Below are 19104 nucleotides of genomic sequence, written 5' to 3' on the forward strand. Positions count from 1 at the left end.
TGTCGAATTACCGCAGTTCGCGGTCAAGGATTTTTTCAAGAGCGTTATTTTGATGGCAATTTGGCAGAGTAAACCCACACTGGAAGCGTTAAACCAAGGGATTGCATCCTGTATGCCCGGTTATCTCGGCATGCAGATCACAGAAATCGGTGATGACTATCTCGAGGGCAGGCTGCCGGTGGATCATCGCACGCGCCAGCCGTTTGGCATTTTACACGGTGGCGCCAGTGTCGTGCTGGCGGAAACCCTGGGTTCCGTGGGGGCCAACCTGCTTGTGGATACCGCGCGGTTTTACTGCGTTGGCCAGGAGATTAATGCCAACCACCTGCGCCCGGTACCGGACGGGGAGGTTACCGGTCGTGCAAGTCCTGTGCATCTGGGTCGTACCAGCCAGGTCTGGGAAATCCTGCTTCATGCGCCCAATGGCAAGCTAAGCTGTATTTCGCGTCTCACTATCGCCGTGGTGGCCCGTGGCGACCGCTAGACCCTGCGCAGCCCTGCGGGAGTGGCGGCGGTGACCGGGGTAAAGGAATTTCTGTTTGAGGATATTCCCTATCGCCTGGTGCGTTCTCCGCGGCGCAAACGGCTGGGACTGGTGCTGGCAGAGTCCGGCGTGGAGGTACGCATTCCCCAGCGCTGTGCCGCGTGCCATGGACACCAGTTCCTGCAGGATAATGTCCAGTGGGTGCGCACCCAGTTGCTCGCTGCCAATCAGCGCGCAGCGCAAGTTCCAGAATATACGTACGCTTTTGGCAGGTGCTTTCCCTGGTTGGGCAGATCCCTGCCCCTGGAGCGGGCGGCGAGTGTCCAAAGCACCGGTATCGGGGCGGAATCCATCCGCCTTTACACCCGCAAGCGTGCGCCAGACCCGGATCGGCTTCAGGTGGCCCTGCAGCGCCTGTACCAGCGAGAGGCGCTGGACCTGTTGGCAGACAAGTCCCGGTGTCTGGCAGATCAACTGAAATTGTCGTTTTCCTCGGTGCGGGTGCGCCGTACCAGAAGCAAATGGGGACATTGCAGTATCCGCGGCGAACTGCAATACAACTGGTTGGTGTGCCTGGCACCGGAGCCTGTGGTGGACTATCTGGTGGCTCACGAGGTGTGTCACTTGTACCACCACAACCACAGTCGCGCTTTCTGGCAACTGGTGCAGAGTGTTTGTCCGCGCTTCAAGGTGTTGCGCCGCTGGTTGCGAGACAACGGCCACCGTCTCACGGTATAGGCACTTCCGGTTTTCTCTGAGTCATTGGTTACAGGCTTCAGGACTGGTATGACGACGGAAAATTCTACAGAACCACTGCCCGATTGCACTTTGGCGACCCGCAAAACTCACGTAGACTGCGGGTAGATCCACGCAGTGAAGATGCTATGCAAAACGAACCCTTAAGCGACAATTTTGACGATAACTGTGCGCGTTTTTTGCCTGAGGCCGCCGACCAGGGTTGTGTCTGGGCACTGCGTGGGGAAGAGGGGTTTGCCCTGTGTGAGTCGGTGAAGCGCCCGCAGACCGGAGTCATTCCCTTTTGGTCGCAACGGGTGTTTGCCGAAGTGCACTGTGCAGATGACTGGGCCGGTTATGAGGCAGTCGCTATTGACCTGGAGGAATTTATCGACGACTGGCTCACCGGTATGCATGAGGATGTGTTGTTGGTGGGCCTGAATTGGAACGGCGAGTTGGAGGGGGTGGAGCTGGAACCGCTCGACCTGCTTGAGCAATTGGAGCGAGCGCTGTAGTAAGTAGTGCCAGAGCACCCCGCCGCTGGATAAAAATCACTTGATAGGGGGTCTCAGATGGGGCAGATTCTCGGCCTGCACACAGTGATCTATGGTGTCACGGATATTGCCGAGGCCAGGGCCTGGTACACGCAATTACTGGGGCAGAAACCCACTGTTGATAGCGATGGTTATGTAGGGTTTCGTGTCGGTGATTGTGAGCTGGGCCTGAATCCGGATGCGCGCAGTGCAATCAGCCGCGCAGATGGCGTTATCGCCTACTGGGCAGTTGAGGATGTCGCTGCGCAGGTTGAGCATCTCGGTGCCATGGGTGCGCGACAACACAGCGATGTGGTGGATGTCGGTAAGGGCGTGCTGATGGTGAGTTTTCTGGATCCCTTTGGCAATATTGTTGGTTTGGTTGAGCAGCCACAGACACAGCCGGAGGTGTCGGACCAGTAAATGGAGCAACCCCTTGAACAAACCGCCAGTATCCAGCTTTCGCACTTCCGACCAGTGTTTTGCCGCGGAGAGCCTCGCGCAAATCGGGCGCGGCTACGTGGTCCCGGACAGGGTCGCCCTGATTACCGGTTGTTCCAGTGGTATCGGTCGCGAACTCGCCCTGGCGCTGCATCGCCGCGGTACAATTGTGATTGCCACCGCGCGGCGGCCTGAGAGTCTGCAGGAGCTGGCGGATATGGGTATTGCTACCGAAGCGTTGAATGTCAATTCCCAGGCAGATATCAATCGTGTGGTTTACGCACTCAAGACGGCCTACGGACGCCTGGATATATTGATCAACAACGCCGGTTACGGCCAGATGGGTCCTTTGCTTGAGCTGGATACCCGTTCCCTGGAAAACCAGTTTCGCACCAATGTCTTTGCACCGCTCGCGCTGGCGCGTGCCTGTGTGCCGCTGATGCGTACCGGGCGCGGTGGTATTGTGTGTAATATCGGCTCAGTTTCGGGCGTGTTGGCAACCCCGTTTTCCGGTGCCTATTGTGCCTCCAAAGCGGCTCTGCACTCCCTGACAGACGTGCTTCGCCTTGAGTTGAAACCCTTTGGTATCCACGTTATGACGGTCCAACCGGGGGCCATTGTTTCGGAGTTTGGCCGCCATGCGGAAGTGTCACTGCGGGGCCTGCTGCTTCCGGATTCCCTGTATAAACGCGAGGAGGAGGTAGTGCGGGCCCGCGCCCAGGAATCGCAAAAGAATGCGACTTTGGCCAGCGCTCTCGCGCGCAGGCTGGTGCGTGAACTGTTGCGCAAACGCCCGCCTACACTGGTGCGCATCGGTAACAGAAGCAGTCTGCTACCCTGGATGGCACGCTGGTTGCCCCGCAGCCTGCGGGACCGCATATTACTGCGGCGTTTTCGGTTACACCGGTTGTCACACAGAGCCTGAGGCTGTTCTTTTTTGTTTGGCAATGTCGCCCCAATACGCCTTTTAGCGGGGTAATCTGAAGCCTTATTTGGCCAATGAGACCCCTGATTTGGTCAACCAGGTGTTCACTTCTGCATGCGTGCCACGAAACAGGGGGGCACTTTTGCGCTTTTTCATCAGGTAGTCGTATTGGCCATCGTAGTATTCTTTTAGCAGTGCCACGACCAGAGGAACATAGGCCTTGCTACAGCCACTCTGCACAAGGGCGCAGTTGGCCTCGGCCAACTGCGCATCCAGCTGCTGATAGCGAAGTCCACCCAGGCGCTTGCGGAGTTTGCCGAGACTGCTGCGCAGGGCTTCCCCCAGGGCAGCCGCTGCGGCGGTTTCTGTGCCACTGAAGTGCGGCAGGGCTTCCTGAACATAGTCGCGCACAATCCGTTTGGCACGGATTTCCACTGTCTCCTCCACTAGCACCCATGGCGCCCCCTTCATGGCATTTTGTAACACCGGCGGCAGAGCGCAGCATCCGATCAGGCGGCTTTCATCCTCTATAAGGACCGCCCCGGGGTTTTGTGCCAGCTTGAGCAAATCGATGCTGATCCGGTTTTCAAAATCAACCTGTACAGGCTGTTTGTGGCCGGTGCCACCGAAGCTGGAACCGCGGTGTCGGGCAATGGCTTCCAGGTCCAGGGCGCGGTCGGCATTTCGTATCAGCTCGGTCTTGCCACTGCCGGTGTGGCCGGCGATAACGATAATGGGCAGCCGCTTACTCAGATTTTCAAGCTCAGCAAGCAGATAATTGCGCATGGCCTTGTAGCCGCCTTCCACCAATGGGTAGTGAATACCCTCTGCGCGCAATAGATTCTGAGTGGTGCGCGAGCGCAGCCCGCCGCGAAAACAGTAGAGATAGCCATGGGGGTACCGCTGCACAAAATTACCCCACCGGGCCAGATGCGCCTGTACTACCTCCCTGGTGGCCAGTTGCCAGCCCAGATCGATGGCGGCCTGCTGTCCGTTTCGGCTGTACTCAATGCCGATCAGCTCGCGCTGGCGGTTGTCCAACAGGGGGTGGTTTTCCGCACAGGGAAAGGCGCCGCGGGAGAATTCCACCGGTGCGCGGACATCGAGTAATGGCACATCGTTGAGGAAAAGACATTTGTAGTGCGCGGTGTTCTGCCGCAAAAGGATTCTCCCATTGGGTCTGCTGGGTATACAGGAATACAGCTCCCCTATGGGACCTGCCCGGAGCACTATTATCAACCCAGCGATTCAACAGGTCACGCAATACGTCTTTACATGCCGGGCCAAGAGTCGGGGTTATTCGATGATTTCCCCCCCGCTTGTGGCCTCCGGTGCTGGCGAGTGCTTGAGAGGTCACGCAGTCCTGGTTCGGGGATAAAGAAGCGCTGAGGGCCCTTCAGCCCTCAGGCATTGCCCTGGAGACACTGTTGCAAATGCCGATGGCCTTTTATATGTGCATCCGGCAACGCCGATTGTTCTGGCGTAAAACTGCTCTCCTTGGGTTTTTTTCCAGTGTACTCTGAAATGGTTACCGGGGGATATTATCCGGCTGCCGTTCGCAGGACATCCCAATCCATGACGCTTGACCAGTTGTTGATCCTCAGCATCCTTGCGGTGACCATTGCACTGTTTATCCGTGGTCCGTGGCGACACGACATGGTGGCACTGGCAGCGCTGCTGGCCTGTGTGTTTACCGGCCTGATTCCCCCGCAAAAAGCCTTCAGCGGTTTTGGTCACCCCGCTGTAGTCACCGTGGCCTGTGCACTGATTTTAAGCCGCGGCCTGCAAAATACCGGGGCCATGGATGCTCTGGCACAACGGGTGGTACCGAGGAGCGGTAACACCACTGTGGCGATGTTGCTGCTCACGAGTCTCGGTGCATTTTTGTCCGGATTTATGAGCAATGTGGGTGCACTGGCGCTGTTGATGCCCGTAGCTGCGGAAATGGCAGAAAAGCAAAAGCTGGCGCCGGGTAAAATATTGATGCCACTGTCATTTGCCACCATTTTGGGTGGTATGACCACATTGATCGGCACGCCACCGAACCTGATGGTAGCGGGTTTTCGCGCGAATGCCGGCGCTGGCAGCTACGGTATGTTTGATTTCACCCCGGTGGGACTGGTAGTGGCCCTGGTGGGTGTGGCATTTATCGGCCTGGTTGGCTGGCGCCTGGTGCCGGCCCGTGGCCAGGCCGGTGCAACCAGTTTTGATACCGGCACCTACCTGACCGAGGCACTGGTGGGAGAAAAAAGTGCCGCCGCCGGCAGGACCCTGGGTGAGATTGGCAGGATGCTCGGTGCCGAGGATGCCCAGGTAGTGGGTATTGTACACAACGATGCCCGTATATCACCGGCCGCCCCCTGGCACCGGGTACTGAGCGGGGATATTTTGCTGATTGAGGCGGAGCCTGAATCTCTCGCCACCTGTTTGTCCAGCCTGGGTCTGAAAATGACGGGGGAGCCGGACAGTGAAAGGGAGGTATCGCGGCAAGGGGAAAGCTTACCTGCGGGCAAAATACGGGAAAAAGGCGCAGGCAAAAGAAAATACGCCTATCACAATGAAGAGATGCAGTTGTGCGAACTGGTTGTGATGCCCGACTCCCCCCTGGTGGGTCGCGCCATTCAGTTTCTACACCTTCCCGCCCGCTATCAGATGCACCTGCTGGCATTGTCACGTCGGGGGCGCCGCTCCGTGCGCAGGGTGCACTCCACACCGCTGCTGGCGGGAGATGCACTGCTGATGCTGGGAGCCGAGGACAATCTGATCAGTTTTGCCCGGGAGCAGAGCTGTGTCCCTCTGGCGCAGAGAGATATCAGCATCCCAAACAAGGAAAAAGCCGCCATTGCACTGATTGCCATGGCACTGGCGGTGGCTGGCGCCGCCTTTGGCCTGATTCCTGCGGCCATCTCGTTTGCGACCTGTGTGCTGGCCTTTATGGCCCTGAAGGTCGTGCCTCTGCGCAATATCTACGGAGCCCTGGATGGTTCGGTGATCGTTCTGTTGGGTACCCTGATCGCCGTGGCAGAGGTGATGGAGTCCACCGGTGCGGCAGACCTCATTGCTGAGGTGTTGTTGAATAATCTGGCCCAGGGCAGCGCGGTGCTGGCGCTGGCGCTGATTCTGATTATTACCATGACATTGTCGGATTTTATGAACAATGTGGCTACTGCAGCGATGATGTGTTCCATAGCCCTCAGTACTGCAGAACAACTGTTGGCGAATCCGGACAGTTTTCTGATGGCGGTGGCCATTGGCGCTTCCTGTGCTTTTCTCACTCCGGTGGGTCACCAGAACAACACCCTGATCCTGGGGCCGGGTGGCTTTGATTTCGGCGATTACTGGCGGATGGGATTGCCACTGGAGATACTGGTAGTGGCAGTCGGCATTCCCATGCTGCTGTGGATCTGGCCCCTGTGAGTCACCGGCTACAGTGGAGGCAGGCCCGGTGGTCTGGGCCTGGACTCAGGCAATGGAGTCGTCCACCGGCTGGGCAAGCTCCGCCAGATACTTGCTGCAGAAACGCAGCACATCAGTCACTGTGACAATGCCCACCAGCTCTCCCTCGCGCATCACCAGCACTGAACCGATACCCGTATCGGCCATTGCCAGCAGGATCTTGTCCAGGGGATCGTGGATATCTGCAACAAAAGGTCTTCGTGCACAGAGGTCGTGCACGTAGAGCTGCTGCTCCTCCAGGCGGTGCCCGGGGGCGTGGGCCCTTTCGATATCCCCTTTCGAAATGACGGTTTCCAGTTCCCCCGAGCGGGTTACCGGCAAATGGCGCACCCCGTGTTCTTCCATCATGGCCACGGCCTCCTCGACTGTGGCCTCCATATCGATATGGTGGGGAAAAGGAGTCATCAGTGCTGCCAGAGTGGGCATATGGTGGGAATGGCGGGGGCTTGACATGGTTAAGAGTGATTATCCAATTGTTTTTGGCAATAAGTGCTGGGAATGGCAAAAGCCGGATTGATTATTTGCAATTGGTGACTGCTGCTACAATATAGCGAATACAAGCCCGGATGAATATCCTTTATTGAAGGAGATAAGCCCGCCTTTGTTACTATTCAGTCCCCATAGGGAAGAAGATTGGTATTATATTCAGTGAATGGGTGGTAAAGAGTTGATATTTGCCAGCAAAACATTATTATTCGCGGCCCTGGCCGAAAACTACAGTAATCGTCAGCGATTCGGGTATGTTGACGGAATTCGGTTGGTTTTTAATATTGGTTCAGCACAACTAGGTGTCGGCGGGCGTTTTTGCAATACTGACAATGCAGTTTGATTACACTGGTATTTCAAGGGCGGTTATTCATTATCCACCGGATGTCGGATATATCTAGCGTTGGGGTCCACCAGCGTTGCAGTATCTGCTTTTGGTTTGGGCTGCTGTGTAAGTTGCCGAAAATAATACCGCTATATCGCCTCTAACCTGCCTGCAGTGTTGTTGAATGACTTTTATATTTCGGATATCCGGAACCCGATTCAGTGTCGTTTAACGACACAGAAATACCCCTGTTTTTTTAATAACCGTAGTTGAGGTTTATTGGATGTTTCAGCAATATGAGCAACTTGAACAACAAATCGCCGAACACCAGGCAAAAATTGAGGAACTGCAGGAGCAAATGGCTCAGGCAGAACGCAGGAAAGAGGGTGTCATTGCCTTCGATAAGGCGCTGGTGAACCTGGCCGCTGAATATCGCATGGAAGAAGAGGATTTTTTTACAGCGCGTGGCGATCTGATTGTTGAATGGCTGGTTTCTCAGTTGAATGATGAAGACGCACCGGACTATGTCCAGACCTTGAAGTCTCGCGTCGCCCGTCATCTGAAGAGAGAAGGGGGCGCCCCCCGCCGAGCTCGTCGCGTGGTGTCGGCAAACAAGACTGCCGAGCCCAAATTGGAAACCGGCCACTACCGCAACCCTTACACCGGTGCCACGGTAGAAAAGAAAAAGCGCAATCCAAAAGGCCTGAATCAGTGGATCGATGAATATGGACTGGACACCGTAAGGGAATGGAAGATTTAACCCGGATGTGATTGCCGTCCCGGCACCGGTTGGCCGGTGCCGGGTATTTCCCGCCACTTTTCTTCTTATTATATTTTAGCTTTGGATAACCAATGGTGTTTTCCAAGGCGTATAAACTGATTTGTCTTACCTTCTTGCGCAGAACTGTGTGCCGATTTTTTGACAGAGCGTATTTTTCTGTCTGTGTTTTTTCGGGCGTACTGGCTGTGTGCCTGGCTGGTAATGCTGCCCGGTGGTGAGCCGGGCGACGAGTGAATACGATTGCCCTTCAATGGTTATTTGGATCGCGGAGAATGTGATCTGCTGCTGTGTTGAAAATGGCCGCTGCGCGCTGTCGGGTCGGGGTGTGGCCCCCTCAACAGAAGTTCTGCTCGCGGTCTAACTCAGCAGCTCGTCCACATAGGCGCCGACAATTTTTGATGCGGGCCCCTGGCGGTGTTCGGCAAAGGCGTCCCCCACATTGCTGCGTTCAAGGTTGAGTTCCACACTGTGTGCGCCCGCCCGATTCGCGCATTCCACGAAGCCGGCTGCCGGATAGACGTTGCCGGAGGTACCGATACTGATAAACAGGTCGCAACGGCTCAGGGCGTCGTAGATGGTGTCCATTTGCAGGGGCATTTCCCCAAACCAGACGACGTGGGGGCGCAGTGTGCCACTGCGTTTGCAGCAGGGACAATGGTCTGTCACCTTCAGATCGCCGTCGATTGAAAACAGCGCGCCACTGGTGCTGCAACGGGCTTTACGCAGCTCGCCGTGCATGTGAATCAATTTGAGGCTGCCGGCCCGTTCATGCAGATCATCAATATTTTGTGTGACCAATAAAAATTCGCCCTCAAACGCCCTTTCCAATTCCGCCAGTGCGCGATGGGCGGCGTTGGGGGCAATAGGTGTGGAGAGCAGCTGTCTGCGGCGCGCGTTGTAAAAGCGTTGCACCAGCTGCGGGTCCCGCGCGAACGCCTCGGGTGTCGCCACATCCTCAAGGCGGTGGTTTTCCCACAGGCCATCGGCCCCGCGGAAAGTGCGGATGCCCGACTCTGCGGAAATACCGGCACCGGTCAATACAACGATACGTTGATAGTGCATTATTGTGTTGCTCGTTGGCGCGCTCAGGAACCCTTGGCAATTTTACGGTGTTCGCGCCGGGCGGTACATGCCGGTAACAACGCCCTGTTGGATGGTCAGGGTCTATGGCTAGTGCAGTTTTAAGCGGGGACTCACTGCCCGGTTCGCCTGGCCGACCAGGTAGAGCAACATGGCCTTGGGCCAGCCGTGTATTGCCGCCAGGTGCATACGGTAGAGCGCGCGGTAGGCAAAGCCCGCAATGCGCCCCTCCACGGTGAGGCTGCCCTTCACCAGTGCCCCCATCAGATTGCCCACTGCTGTGAACTTGCTCAGGGAAACCAGGGAACCGCGGTCGCGATAGTAAAAGTGCTTCAGAGGTTTGTCTTCTGTCAGGGCGATGAGGTTGTCTGCCGCCAGCGTTGCCATCTGCTGGGCGGCCTGTGCACGGGGCGGCACTCGCTGTTCGTGGCCATCGATACAACTGGCACAGTCGCCCATCGCGAAGATATGCGCATCGCTCTGGGTTTGCAGCGTGGTTTTCACCTGAATCTGGTTGAGATGGTTGGTGGCAAGGCCATCCAGCCGGGTGAGAAACTCCGGCGCTTTGACCCCGGCGGCCCAGACGCGGATATCTGCCGGAATTTCCTCGCCATCCCGGGTGGTCAGGCCGGTGGCATTGGCGCGGGCGATACTGCAACCTGTCAGCACCCGAACGCCCAGTTTGCCCAATTCGCGCTCGGCATTATTGCCCAACCGTGCGGGCAGGGCCGGCAACAGGTGCGGGCCACCCTCAATCACGGTGATCTCGATGGCATCCGCTCCGATACGGCCGTAATACCCTATTTGCCTGCCCGCATCCACCAGTTCCGCGGAGAGTTCTACACCGGTGGCACCGCCGCCTACAATGGCAATCCGCAGCTTTTCTTCCACATGGGTTTCCAGGCACAGGAAATGATCAAGCAATTGCTGGTGGAATTTTTGCGCCTGCTCACTGTTGTCGAGAAACACGCAGTGCTGGTACACGCCAGGGATATTGAAATCATTGCCCAGGCTGCCGATACAGAGTACCAGGTAGTCGTATGCCAGTTTGCGTGCCGGTACCAGTTGGTTGCCCTGATCATCCAGTATTGCACTGAGCGCAACGGTTCGACGTTTTCGATCCAAAGATTGCAAACTGCCCAGTTGGAATTCGTAGCCATTGGCGCGGGCGTGGACCTGATAGTTGAGAGCAGCCATATTGGCGTCCAACGCACCAGCGGCGACCTGGTGCAGGAGAGGCTTCCAGATATGGGTGCGCTCTTTATCAATCAGGGTGACATGGGCCAAAGGCGGCTTGCGCCGTCGCCACAAGCGACGGGGGGGATTGAAATAGTGTCCGAGTCTTGTGGCCAGCTGCAGGCCGCTGGCGCCGCCGCCGACAATGACAATGTTTTTCATGGTGGCTGGTCTTCCTGTCGATTGCTGTGAAAGCCGACTTCCCCATGCTGTGAAGACCTCTTCGCTCGCTGCCACTTTACTGTGTCAGCGTTTGTTTTTGCGCCAGTATCTCCCGTATTGATACCAGTGGCAACTCAAACCTGGCTTTGTTCCGCCTCGCTGTCTCGCGCGGTTAGCTGGCGCCAATCGCCATCTCTGTACAGGCGCACCCGGGATTGCGCCCGGCTTGAGTGGGAGATTGCACCGATAATCGACGCCTGGGCGCAGCCACTTTGCAGCAGTGCATCGACACAGCTCTCCGCACTGCCCTCGGGTATCGCGGCGAGCAGGCCGCCGCAAGTCTGTGGATCTGTGAGCAACGCCCAGTGGGGCAGGGACTGCCACTCCTGTGGATTTTCCACAAAGGCGTAGGCGCTGGCGTTTTGCGGTTGCAGACTGGAAAGCCAGCCCCGTTCAATACAGAATGCGGCGCCGGGAATCAGCGGCAGGCGCTCGGCGATCAGGGAGGCGCTGAGACCATCTGCACTGAGCATCTCCAGCAGGTGTCCGAGCAGCCCGAAGCCGGTGACATCGGTGAGAGCGTTGGCGCTGTTTTGCGCGAAAATCTCAGCGGCGCTGGCGTTGCTTTGCAGCATGCTGTCCAGGGCTTTTTGCACCCAGCGCCCGTGGGCTTCCCCCATACCTTCGGCGGCGAGAATGGTACCCACACCCAGGGGTTTGCTTAGTATCAGACAGTCCCCGGCGCGGGCGCCGCTTTTTTCCAATAATTGATCGCGCTCGGCGAGACCATTGACGGTGAACCCCAACTGCATTTCCGCCCCCTCGGCAGTATGCCCCCCGGACAGGGCGCAGTTGTGGCGGTTGAGCTCAAAAATGGCACCGGCCAGTAATTGCTGCAAGTCGCGTTGGGTAATTTCTGCCGCTGCAGTGGGCAGGGTGACCAGTGCCTGTGCACTCACCGGGCGGGCGTGCATGGCAAAGAGGTCCGACAGGGCATGTTGGGCTGCAATTCGCCCAAATAGCCACGGATCCGCTACCGGTGCGCGCAGCTGATCCGAACTCTGTACCAACAGTTGTGTTGCGGGCAAATCCAAAACGGCGGCATCGTCACCCACGCCGCGCAGTAAATAGTCAGATTGTTGCACCGGTAATTTTTCCAGGGCCCGGCGCAAGACTTCTGAACCCACTTTCGCTCCGCAGCCATTGCAGCGCATACCCGACAGTGAAATGCCGGCGCGCTGCGCCAGCAATTCGCGCGGTTGCGCTGCCGGCATTTCCTCTGTGGGCATTGAAAGATCGCTAAAGCGCCGCATAAACGTGCGGTCGATATGGTCTTTCCAGTGCCACAGGAGATTCCCGGCCGCGGCGACACGGTTGCGCACGGCGATAGCGCGCTTGCCACCACAAGAGAGCAAGCTGAGGAAACGCTTCTGCGGGCGGAAGACTTTCAATGGTTGCCCGGTGAGGGTGGCGCGTAAGTTGTGGAACAGGATGGGGCCCTGGCGCACAGCGTATACACCGGCTTTTGGCAGCGGTTGTGTGGAGAAGCTGGCCACATCGCCGGCGGCGAAGATCTCCTGGCGCCCCTGGGCACGCAACTTGCGATCGACCAGCACAAATCCCTTTTCATCCAGTGTCAGTCTGGAGTCAGCCAGCCAGGGGGGGGCGCAGGCGTTGGTGGAGAGCAGTACCCGGTCCAGCTCCAGCAATTCCCCGCGGTCGTTGCGCACACCCGGTTCGGTAATTTCTGTTACCGGCCAGTTGCGGTGCAGGTGCACTCCCAGTCTGTTTAACTCGCGCATGGTCAACTTGCGGGCAAGGGCCGGGTAGTCCTGGGGTATGTTGTCCGCGGCGTGGATCAGGTGTATCTCCACCTGCCCGGAGAGCACCTGTTCCCCCAGCGCATGAGCCATGGCCATCGCCAGTTCACAGCCTCCGGCGCCGCCGCCCACTACCCCGAGTTTGAGGGGGGCATGGGTTTTCTGCACCTGCTCCTGCAGCTTTTGCCAGAAGCGGAAAAAGTGCCCGATGGGTTTGATGGGCATTGCCAGCTCGGAGCCGGGCAGTTCCCGCGCTGGAGTTGCACCGACATCCAGGGAGAGCAGGTCGTACTCCAGTGGCGGGCGTCCCAGCAAAGAGACTTTACGCGACACAGGGTCAATTTGGTGGGCACATGCCTGCACAAAACGCGCACTGGCAGCGCGACAGAGACGTGCCAGGTCAATATGAGTCTCGTCCAGAGTGTAATGGCCGGCCACCAACCCCGGCAACATGCCGGAGTAGGCAGTTTGGACCTGGGGGGAAACCAGTGTGAGGCGTGCGCCCGGCAGCGGGTTCATCGCCCACATCTGTAGCACAATGGCGTGGGCGTGGCCGCCGCCGACCAGAACAATATCCTGGTAATTCGGGTACTTCTGCATTTTCACTCGCTGACAACTTGATGGCATGGTGCTTGCGGTCAAACAATTACCCGCCAGCCAAACTCTTCCGCTGCGCGATGACATTTCTGCATAAATAGTAGACAGCACAGCGCCGAATGCGACCCATAGCGCGACGCAGCACACTATTATCGAGAATCGTAGCGCCAGGGTAAAACAATACACAGGTGCTGGTCTTTACTTTATGGGCTTGGCTCCCGTTGCCGCATGCGCTGGATTGATTGAGGGGCGCTTATTTTCAATGCCACCAGAGTTCGTCCAAAAAAACACTTTTTTTACCCGTCTTCTGTGGTGGCTGATTGGTGCATTATTGCTGATGGAGGGCCTATCCATCGCCACCTCGGGTCTTGTGCGGGATAAGACCGGTCAATGGCTTGCCCGGCGGGGCCTGGATTTTCACGCCGATTATGTACGGGTATCCCCTCTGAATTTGCGGGTCATTGTGGTGGATGCGCGCGCCTTCAACAGTCGTGGGCAGGGATTTTCTGCGCGCGAAGTGATGCTGGATTACAGTTGGTGGCAGCTGCTGCGAGGGCGCGTGCAACTGGCGCGCGCTTCGGTCAGCGGTGCTTACCTGGATCTGCAATCCACCCAGGGTGCATCGGGGCGGGTCTGGGAGGTGGGGGGCTGGAATCTGGGCCGGGGCAAACCCAGGGATCGCGATTTTCATCTGGCTATCGGCCGGGCAAAGGTACAAGACAGCAAAATCTGTTATCGACATCGCCCCGCATGGGCGGCACCCACCTGTGCCCAAATTGGCAATATGCACGCGCGGGATTTTCGCTTGGCTTTGTGGCGCAAAGGCGCGGCGCCTCTCAAAGTGACGATTGCCGCCGAGGAAATCCAACTGCAGGAGTTGCTGGCAAAAATAAAAGGGGCACCCGAATTCAATACCACTCTGGCACACCTGTCTTTGGATGAGGGAAATTTCCACTGGCCCAGTCTGCGCACAGAAGCCGAATCCCTCAGCGTGGCATTTTTCGCCAGCTGCCCGCCACAACAATGGGCCGATGCCCTGAGGGGGTTACAGAGACTGATTGGGCACTGTGCGGCTGCGCGCCATCTATCCGCCGAGGGCGACCTGAAGTTCGGGTTTGGCCTGACAGGGCTTGCCCGCTGGCACCGTGCGCGCGGAGAAGGCGTGGTGCTGCGGCGCAGTGATCAGCGCTGGCAGGACTGGGGAGCCGGGACTATCGCCATGAATGCATTCGATTATGATCGCTCGATCAAGCGTCTGCACTGGCGCCAGGCAGGCGCTACCGACTTCGACTGGTGCCCCCGGCATTTGCGCAACACCAATCATCATTATTGTTTTCGCGCCAAGACCCTGCAATTGCCCGAGACCACCACGTTTGACTGGCGCCACCGTCTCAAGATAACCACCGGGCCCAGCCGTGTGCAGCAGATGCACTATCTGGACATGGTTCGACCGCGCAATAACCCGTTAACGGTACAACAGGCCGTTTTCGGTCCGCTTGAATTCGATATTGTCAGCCGCATTCTTGCGGTAGCCAGCCTGCAGGTCGACGGCGCCAACGGCTGCGTTTCCGGTGCACTGTGGCGAAGGCCGGATCACTGCGTGCGCCTGGGTGGTCTGCTCGGTGATGAAAGGGTGGCAGTGCGGTTTGGTTCGACGGCAAAAAATGTGCCTTGGGGGGTTGCCAGCGGACCGCTCAGCCTGGCGCACTTGAGACTGGAAGGGCTGGGGGAGGAGCGGTTACAGCTGCAAAAACTGAAATGGCGCAGTTTTGATACCCTGGCTGATGGTACCCCCTTCTCCATTTCGGATTTTACCCTGCAGTCTCTCTCCGGCTGCCTATCGCGGGGTCTATTGCCAGGAGGGTGGCAACCCCTGTGCGCGGAGCTGAATAACCTGGGCGGGCGCGGCAATTTTGCCTGGCAACCCGGAGCGGATAGCTATGCCATTTTCGGTCAATTACAGTTACAGCGATTGATGCTGAGTGACTCGGTGAAGGGCAACAATGGGCTTTTACTGCAGAAGCTCGCTATTGGCGAAGGGTATTACCGGCGCACCGCAGTACAGAGCCCCTGGGTGGGTGCGGGCCAGGGGCCTGGGGCAGGCCAGGTGGATTTCGGCAAGGAAAAAGGCCGTTTGGATGCCCAGGCCGAAGGCTTGGACCGAGAGAGCGAAGAGACAGCCCCGGCTTCTGTCGATGCGCCCAACTTCCGATTGCAAAAACATTTTCTGCAGCGGCTGGATGGCTGCCTGCCGGGCAGTTGGGCGCGGCTGATTTACCGGGCATCGTCGGCGCCCGGGCGCATGCCGGTCTGTTTTGACCTGCGCGAGTTGCGCCAGGAGCACCCGCTGCTGGTCGCCTGGCAGGACGGGTTGGATATCGCTGTTGCGGGGTTGTCTGTCGAGCGTGCCCTGGCAAGCACGGCGCAGGGTGAGTCTCTGTTGCGCCTGTCCAGCCTGGCGCTGCCCAGCGCCAGAATACGCCATACCACATCTCCTTTCGGCAGCAGTTATATCGCCCTGCCGAATTTCTCCCTGGATGGCCTGGACGCCTGCCTGCCGGCTACTCAAGAGGTGTTGCACCTGAATATCCACTGCGTGGTGTTACAACAGTTGCAACTGGGGGAAAAGTTCCATGTGCAGGTGGAGCCTGCGCAGGCGTCCGCGAACCTGGATGGTTCCCAACTGGCACAGCTGCAGCTATTGGGACCGGGCGATAGACCAAACCTGGAGATCCAGCAGCTCTCGATACCGGTGCTGGCTTTGAACTGGTCCCGCAACGGGAACAAAGTCTCCAGCGTTACAATGGAAAAGTGGTCGATAGAATCCCTTTTTGCCTGCCTTCCCCACAGAGTCCGCTACCCGAACCAGCTGCCGCGCTGTGTGTTGAGCCGGAATCTGAATGCCATTGGCACCAGCGGTGTCTCTGTGGGTGAAACAGAGTTAAAAACTGCGCTCCGGGCACAGCCCCTCTGGCAATTTGAAGCACTGGCCATAGAGCGGATTGCGTTTTCCCCCGATACCCTCGATCTCTACAACCTGCAGATTGACAATATACTTTTTTGCGGCCTTGAAACTCTGCTGCGCCAGAGAGCAGGCGGGGTACCGATCGCGGACTGCGTGGAAACCCCCCAACTGGCATTTCGTGGAGACCCGATACGGATCGGACTCAAGCCGGATGTGGCTCGCGTGTCTTTGGGGCCAGTGAAAAGCCGGCCAATCGCTTTCTGGCAGAAAGAGGGTGACTACTTGCAGGCGGGCTTGCAGCAACTGGATTGGCAGCGCTTTATCTGGAAAAGCGGTGTTCACTTCTCTGTGACGGGTCTGCGGATATTCAATACCCGTGTATGCACACCGGAATCCGGCAAAACAGTCAGCATCGAATTGCTTGAGCGGGCCGGGCCGGGGGATACCCAACGCTGTTATGGGCTCGATGAACTGGCTATTCCCAGTGCGCAAACCATTTCCCTGAGCAGACCATTTGCGATTGACGGTTCACTGGAGCTGGTTGGTCTTTCCCTGGCGCAGAGGGGCAGAGCGCCACTGCGGATAGCCCGTGTTCAATTGGAGAATCCCTCTGTGGGAGGGGAGTTTTTGTTTCAGGCAGGTGCTGTCAGCGGTTGCCTGCCAGCCGGATTGTTTCGAGACTCCCCCCTCGCGCCCTGCTATCGGGCGGGCCCACTCAGCCTGGGTGGGGTTGAGCGGTTGGACTTGCCGGAAGGGAGGGGGGCCATATTCTCGGATATTCGCGCCGATGGTGTGCGGTTGAGTGCGGCGGATTTTCCGAGGGATTTACCGGCAAAACTGTTACAGGTGGAAAAACTGCTGCTCGGAAAGCTGCGCTTTGTTTCTGGTCAGATTATCGCTCAGCAGTTGCATATGCGAAAGATATCCAGTTGCATACCCTACAGTTATTTTAAAACGGGAAATCACTGTATCACCCTGGGGACGCTGGCACTGGAAGGGCAGTTTGCGGCTGAGGATGGACTGGCGATTACTGTGCTGAATATTCATGGGATTGAATTGTTTTCCCGCAAGGGCAAACTTTTGGCGGAAGGGGAGAGTCTCCACCTGTCCCGGTTTCTTGCCAATAGGAGAGAGTGGCGCTTTGAATGGCTCGAGGCAGTCCATTTCCATTTTTTCCCGAGAGAGGAAACCACACCGGACTATGATCGCCACAGCTGGACCGGCGATTTCAGATTTTTGCAGATTGAAGCCCTGCAGTTTGATCGTCTGCGCGGATTGCTGAATATAGCTTCTGTCGATTTTTTTCGTCCGCGACTGATCCTCCTGCGCAATCGTTACGGCGCATTCCCCCTCGTACAGCAGATCTCCGAACTTCGAGGGCTCGACGGGGGGGATAAAATCCATCTCAGGAATCAAACCACACCCCCTTTTCTCTATCATATTCATGATGTCTACCTGCGCCACGGCACCTTTACCTGGATTGATTACCGGGATGAATTCCGGGCCCGTTTACCGGTTCGGGATATCAATCTGAATGTCAGTGATATCAGCAATCTCGGTGAGCACCCACCCGCAATAGTGGTGGCAAATGGCAGGCCTGGCGGATTTGGGGAAATACAACTGAGCGGTACTGTCGATTACCTGGGTGGGCGCAGATGGGATGCCCAGCTGACAAGCTATCTCGACAATGTCAATCTGATACCGGCCACGCCCTATATGGCCAGACTGCTCGGGTACAAGATATTGCAGGGCCAAATGGATGCGGTGATGGACATCCGGATTCGTGACAACCAGATAAATGCACTGGCAGAGATAAAACTGGAGAAAATCAAAATCCGGCGTGTACGCGATGATGATCAGTTGCCGGTCAAATCCAGGTTTATTCCCCTGAATGTGGCCCTGTGGCTTTTAAAGGATGGCCAGGGGAATGTGAAATTTAGCATGCCCGTAACCGGAGATATCCGAGACCCGAAATTTTCATTGAACTATGTCTTCAGTGATGTGCTGCAAAAGGCCATTATGGACGCCCTGTTCAGTTATTTTACACCTTACGGGATCTACCTTCTGGCCAAGCTGGCCTGGGGCCGCTTTCGCGCCAAGTCCTTCGATTCCATAGAGTTCGCCCCCGGCAGTGCGCACTTGAGTAATGTGGCTCTAGCGCAGTTGCAGCAGATGGTGGTCAAATTGCATAAGCACCCGGAGGCACGCCCGGGTATTTGTGGCATCGCCAATGCCAGGGACTGGAATGCCCTTTATCCGAACTCTACACTGGGACTGAATGGCAATCGCAGCAGGCTTGCTGATTTCTATCGGTACCCGCCGATCATGTTGCGGGAGGAGTTTGAGCGCTTGGCACAGGAGCGAAGCCGCCAGGTGGAGCGATACCTGATTGACGCGGGCATACCCGCAGCGGAGTTGATTCCCTGTGCACCGGATTATATGGGCCGGGATTTTGGGGACCCCAGGGTGGAGTTTTCAAACTAGTTGGTGGTAATTTCAGTCTATTGGAAACTTGGATTGGTTAGGAGTCACCACAGAGCTGTTTGATCGCTTTTGACAGGCATGGGAATCTGTCGTGCAAGTGTGTGGTCACTTATCTGAAGGACAGGTTTCAAGCTGGGCCTCTTTGTCCCTCCTGAGGGTTGCTATACAATTTGCGTGGGTACTGACTTGAGGGTGAGGCGGCCAGGTTTCGTGAGTACTGTCAGTTGTGCCCGCAGTGATTGATACCGGAGGGCTCAGGGGGTAAATAGAGGTGTCTGCAGATCGTGACTGAAACTGAAATAGTAGAAATCTTTCTGGCCCATCAATGGTGGTCCATTACCGCACTGGTGGTATGCGTGATTGGTGTCACTTTGTGTTGGTTTGGCGGGCTGATGGCAGCGCTGACGGCCCTGGGCAATCGGCGCTGGGTTTGGGGGATAGCAACAATTTTTCTCGGACCGATTACCGGCATCCCCTATGCGCTGAAATACCAGGAGGCGGAGTACGCCCGTTCGCTGATGCTGCGGGGCGTTTGGGTGCTTCTGGTGGGCCTGGTGATCGCGGCGGTTATTTTGATGCTCGGCCGCTAAATTC

The 19104-nt window shown here is 57.2% G+C and carries 14 protein-coding genes; 9 read left to right on the forward strand and 5 right to left on the reverse strand.

Going from position 1 to position 19104, the window contains the following annotated elements; all coding sequences use genetic code 11:
* The first annotated feature begins 52 nt into the window (after positions 1-52).
* The 5 genes from M8T91_RS02480 (at position 53) to M8T91_RS02500 (ending at position 3118) form a co-directional block, all read left to right on the forward strand.
* Complete coding sequence (locus M8T91_RS02480) at positions 53-484, forward strand: hotdog fold thioesterase (RefSeq protein ID WP_301416491.1); 432 nt, start codon at positions 53-55, stop codon at positions 482-484.
* A 30-nt stretch (positions 485-514) separates the two neighbouring features.
* Positions 515-1222: a M48 family metallopeptidase gene (locus M8T91_RS02485; protein ID WP_301416493.1), complete on the forward strand. Its 708-nt coding sequence runs from the start codon at positions 515-517 to the stop codon at positions 1220-1222.
* A gap of 146 nt (positions 1223-1368) precedes the next feature.
* Positions 1369-1734 carry a DUF2750 domain-containing protein gene (locus M8T91_RS02490; protein WP_301416496.1) on the forward strand — a complete coding sequence of 122 codons (366 nt, stop codon included), beginning with the start codon at positions 1369-1371 and terminating at the stop codon, positions 1732-1734.
* 57 nt (positions 1735-1791) lie between these two features.
* On the forward strand, positions 1792-2175 hold the full coding sequence (locus M8T91_RS02495; protein ID WP_301416498.1) for a VOC family protein: 384 nt from the start codon (positions 1792-1794) through the stop codon (positions 2173-2175).
* A gap of 13 nt (positions 2176-2188) precedes the next feature.
* On the forward strand, positions 2189-3118 hold the full coding sequence (locus M8T91_RS02500) for an SDR family oxidoreductase (protein WP_301416500.1): 930 nt from the start codon (positions 2189-2191) through the stop codon (positions 3116-3118).
* 63 nt (positions 3119-3181) lie between these two features.
* On the opposite strand, the gene mnmH is transcribed toward M8T91_RS02500, so the two are convergent.
* Entirely contained in the window at positions 3182-4279 is a 1098-nt protein-coding gene (gene mnmH, locus M8T91_RS02505) for a tRNA 2-selenouridine(34) synthase MnmH (protein WP_301416502.1), read from the reverse strand.
* Positions 4280-4693: 414 nt separating this feature from the next.
* Here mnmH and M8T91_RS02510 point away from each other — a divergent pair, with 414 nt between their 5' ends.
* On the forward strand, positions 4694-6535 hold the full coding sequence (locus M8T91_RS02510; RefSeq protein ID WP_301416504.1) for an SLC13 family permease: 1842 nt from the start codon (positions 4694-4696) through the stop codon (positions 6533-6535).
* A gap of 45 nt (positions 6536-6580) precedes the next feature.
* Here M8T91_RS02510 and M8T91_RS02515 read toward each other — a convergent pair whose 3' ends face one another.
* Positions 6581-7027: a CBS domain-containing protein gene (locus M8T91_RS02515; protein WP_301416506.1), complete on the reverse strand. Its 447-nt coding sequence runs from the start codon at positions 7025-7027 to the stop codon at positions 6581-6583.
* A 641-nt stretch (positions 7028-7668) separates the two neighbouring features.
* On the opposite strand from M8T91_RS02515, the gene M8T91_RS02520 reads away from it, so the two are divergent.
* Positions 7669-8145 carry a hypothetical protein gene (locus M8T91_RS02520; protein ID WP_301416509.1) on the forward strand — a complete coding sequence of 159 codons (477 nt, stop codon included), beginning with the start codon at positions 7669-7671 and terminating at the stop codon, positions 8143-8145.
* A 378-nt stretch (positions 8146-8523) separates the two neighbouring features.
* Here the strand turns inward: M8T91_RS02520 and cobB are convergent, their stop codons facing one another.
* The 3 genes from cobB to selD form a co-directional block, all read right to left on the reverse strand.
* Positions 8524-9228, reverse strand: a complete 705-nt coding sequence (cobB, locus tag M8T91_RS02525; RefSeq protein ID WP_301416511.1) for a Sir2 family NAD+-dependent deacetylase — start codon at positions 9226-9228, stop codon at positions 8524-8526.
* 108 nt (positions 9229-9336) lie between these two features.
* Positions 9337-10644 carry an NAD(P)/FAD-dependent oxidoreductase gene (locus M8T91_RS02530; RefSeq protein ID WP_301416513.1) on the reverse strand — a complete coding sequence of 436 codons (1308 nt, stop codon included), beginning with the start codon at positions 10642-10644 and terminating at the stop codon, positions 9337-9339.
* Positions 10645-10778: 134 nt separating this feature from the next.
* The gene (selD, locus tag M8T91_RS02535; RefSeq protein ID WP_301416515.1) at positions 10779-13064 is read right to left on the reverse strand and encodes a slr1591 family oxidoreductase; all 2286 of its coding nucleotides are present in this window, start codon (positions 13062-13064) and stop codon (positions 10779-10781) included.
* A 259-nt stretch (positions 13065-13323) separates the two neighbouring features.
* Here selD and M8T91_RS02540 point away from each other — a divergent pair, with 259 nt between their 5' ends.
* Together M8T91_RS02540 and M8T91_RS02545 are read left to right on the forward strand one after the other, a co-directional pair.
* Positions 13324-18510, forward strand: coding sequence for a DUF748 domain-containing protein (locus M8T91_RS02540; protein WP_301416517.1), 5187 nt, complete (start codon positions 13324-13326; stop codon positions 18508-18510).
* Between the two features lie 284 nt (positions 18511-18794).
* Positions 18795-19100: a hypothetical protein gene (locus M8T91_RS02545; RefSeq protein WP_301416519.1), complete on the forward strand. Its 306-nt coding sequence runs from the start codon at positions 18795-18797 to the stop codon at positions 19098-19100.
* Positions 19101-19104: the final 4 nt, after the last annotated feature.

The organism is Microbulbifer sp. MI-G (assembly GCF_030440425.1).
Taxonomy (GTDB): Bacteria; Pseudomonadota; Gammaproteobacteria; order Pseudomonadales; family Cellvibrionaceae; genus Microbulbifer; species Microbulbifer spongiae.

Coding starts and splice junctions, on each gene's coding strand:
- M8T91_RS02480 (WP_301416491.1), top strand. CDS start 53: ATGGCAATTTGGCAGAGTAAACCCACACTGGAAGCGTTAAACCAAGGG.
- M8T91_RS02490 (WP_301416496.1), top strand. CDS start 1,369: ATGCAAAACGAACCCTTAAGCGACAATTTTGACGATAACTGTGCGCGT.
- M8T91_RS02495 (WP_301416498.1), top strand. CDS start 1,792: ATGGGGCAGATTCTCGGCCTGCACACAGTGATCTATGGTGTCACGGAT.
- M8T91_RS02510 (WP_301416504.1), top strand. CDS start 4,694: ATGACGCTTGACCAGTTGTTGATCCTCAGCATCCTTGCGGTGACCATT.
- M8T91_RS02515 (WP_301416506.1), bottom strand. CDS start 7,027: ATGTCAAGCCCCCGCCATTCCCACCATATGCCCACTCTGGCAGCACTG.
- M8T91_RS02520 (WP_301416509.1), top strand. CDS start 7,669: ATGTTTCAGCAATATGAGCAACTTGAACAACAAATCGCCGAACACCAG.
- cobB (WP_301416511.1), bottom strand. CDS start 9,228: ATGCACTATCAACGTATCGTTGTATTGACCGGTGCCGGTATTTCCGCA.
- M8T91_RS02530 (WP_301416513.1), bottom strand. CDS start 10,644: ATGAAAAACATTGTCATTGTCGGCGGCGGCGCCAGCGGCCTGCAGCTG.
- selD (WP_301416515.1), bottom strand. CDS start 13,064: ATGCAGAAGTACCCGAATTACCAGGATATTGTTCTGGTCGGCGGCGGC.
- M8T91_RS02540 (WP_301416517.1), top strand. CDS start 13,324: ATGCCACCAGAGTTCGTCCAAAAAAACACTTTTTTTACCCGTCTTCTG.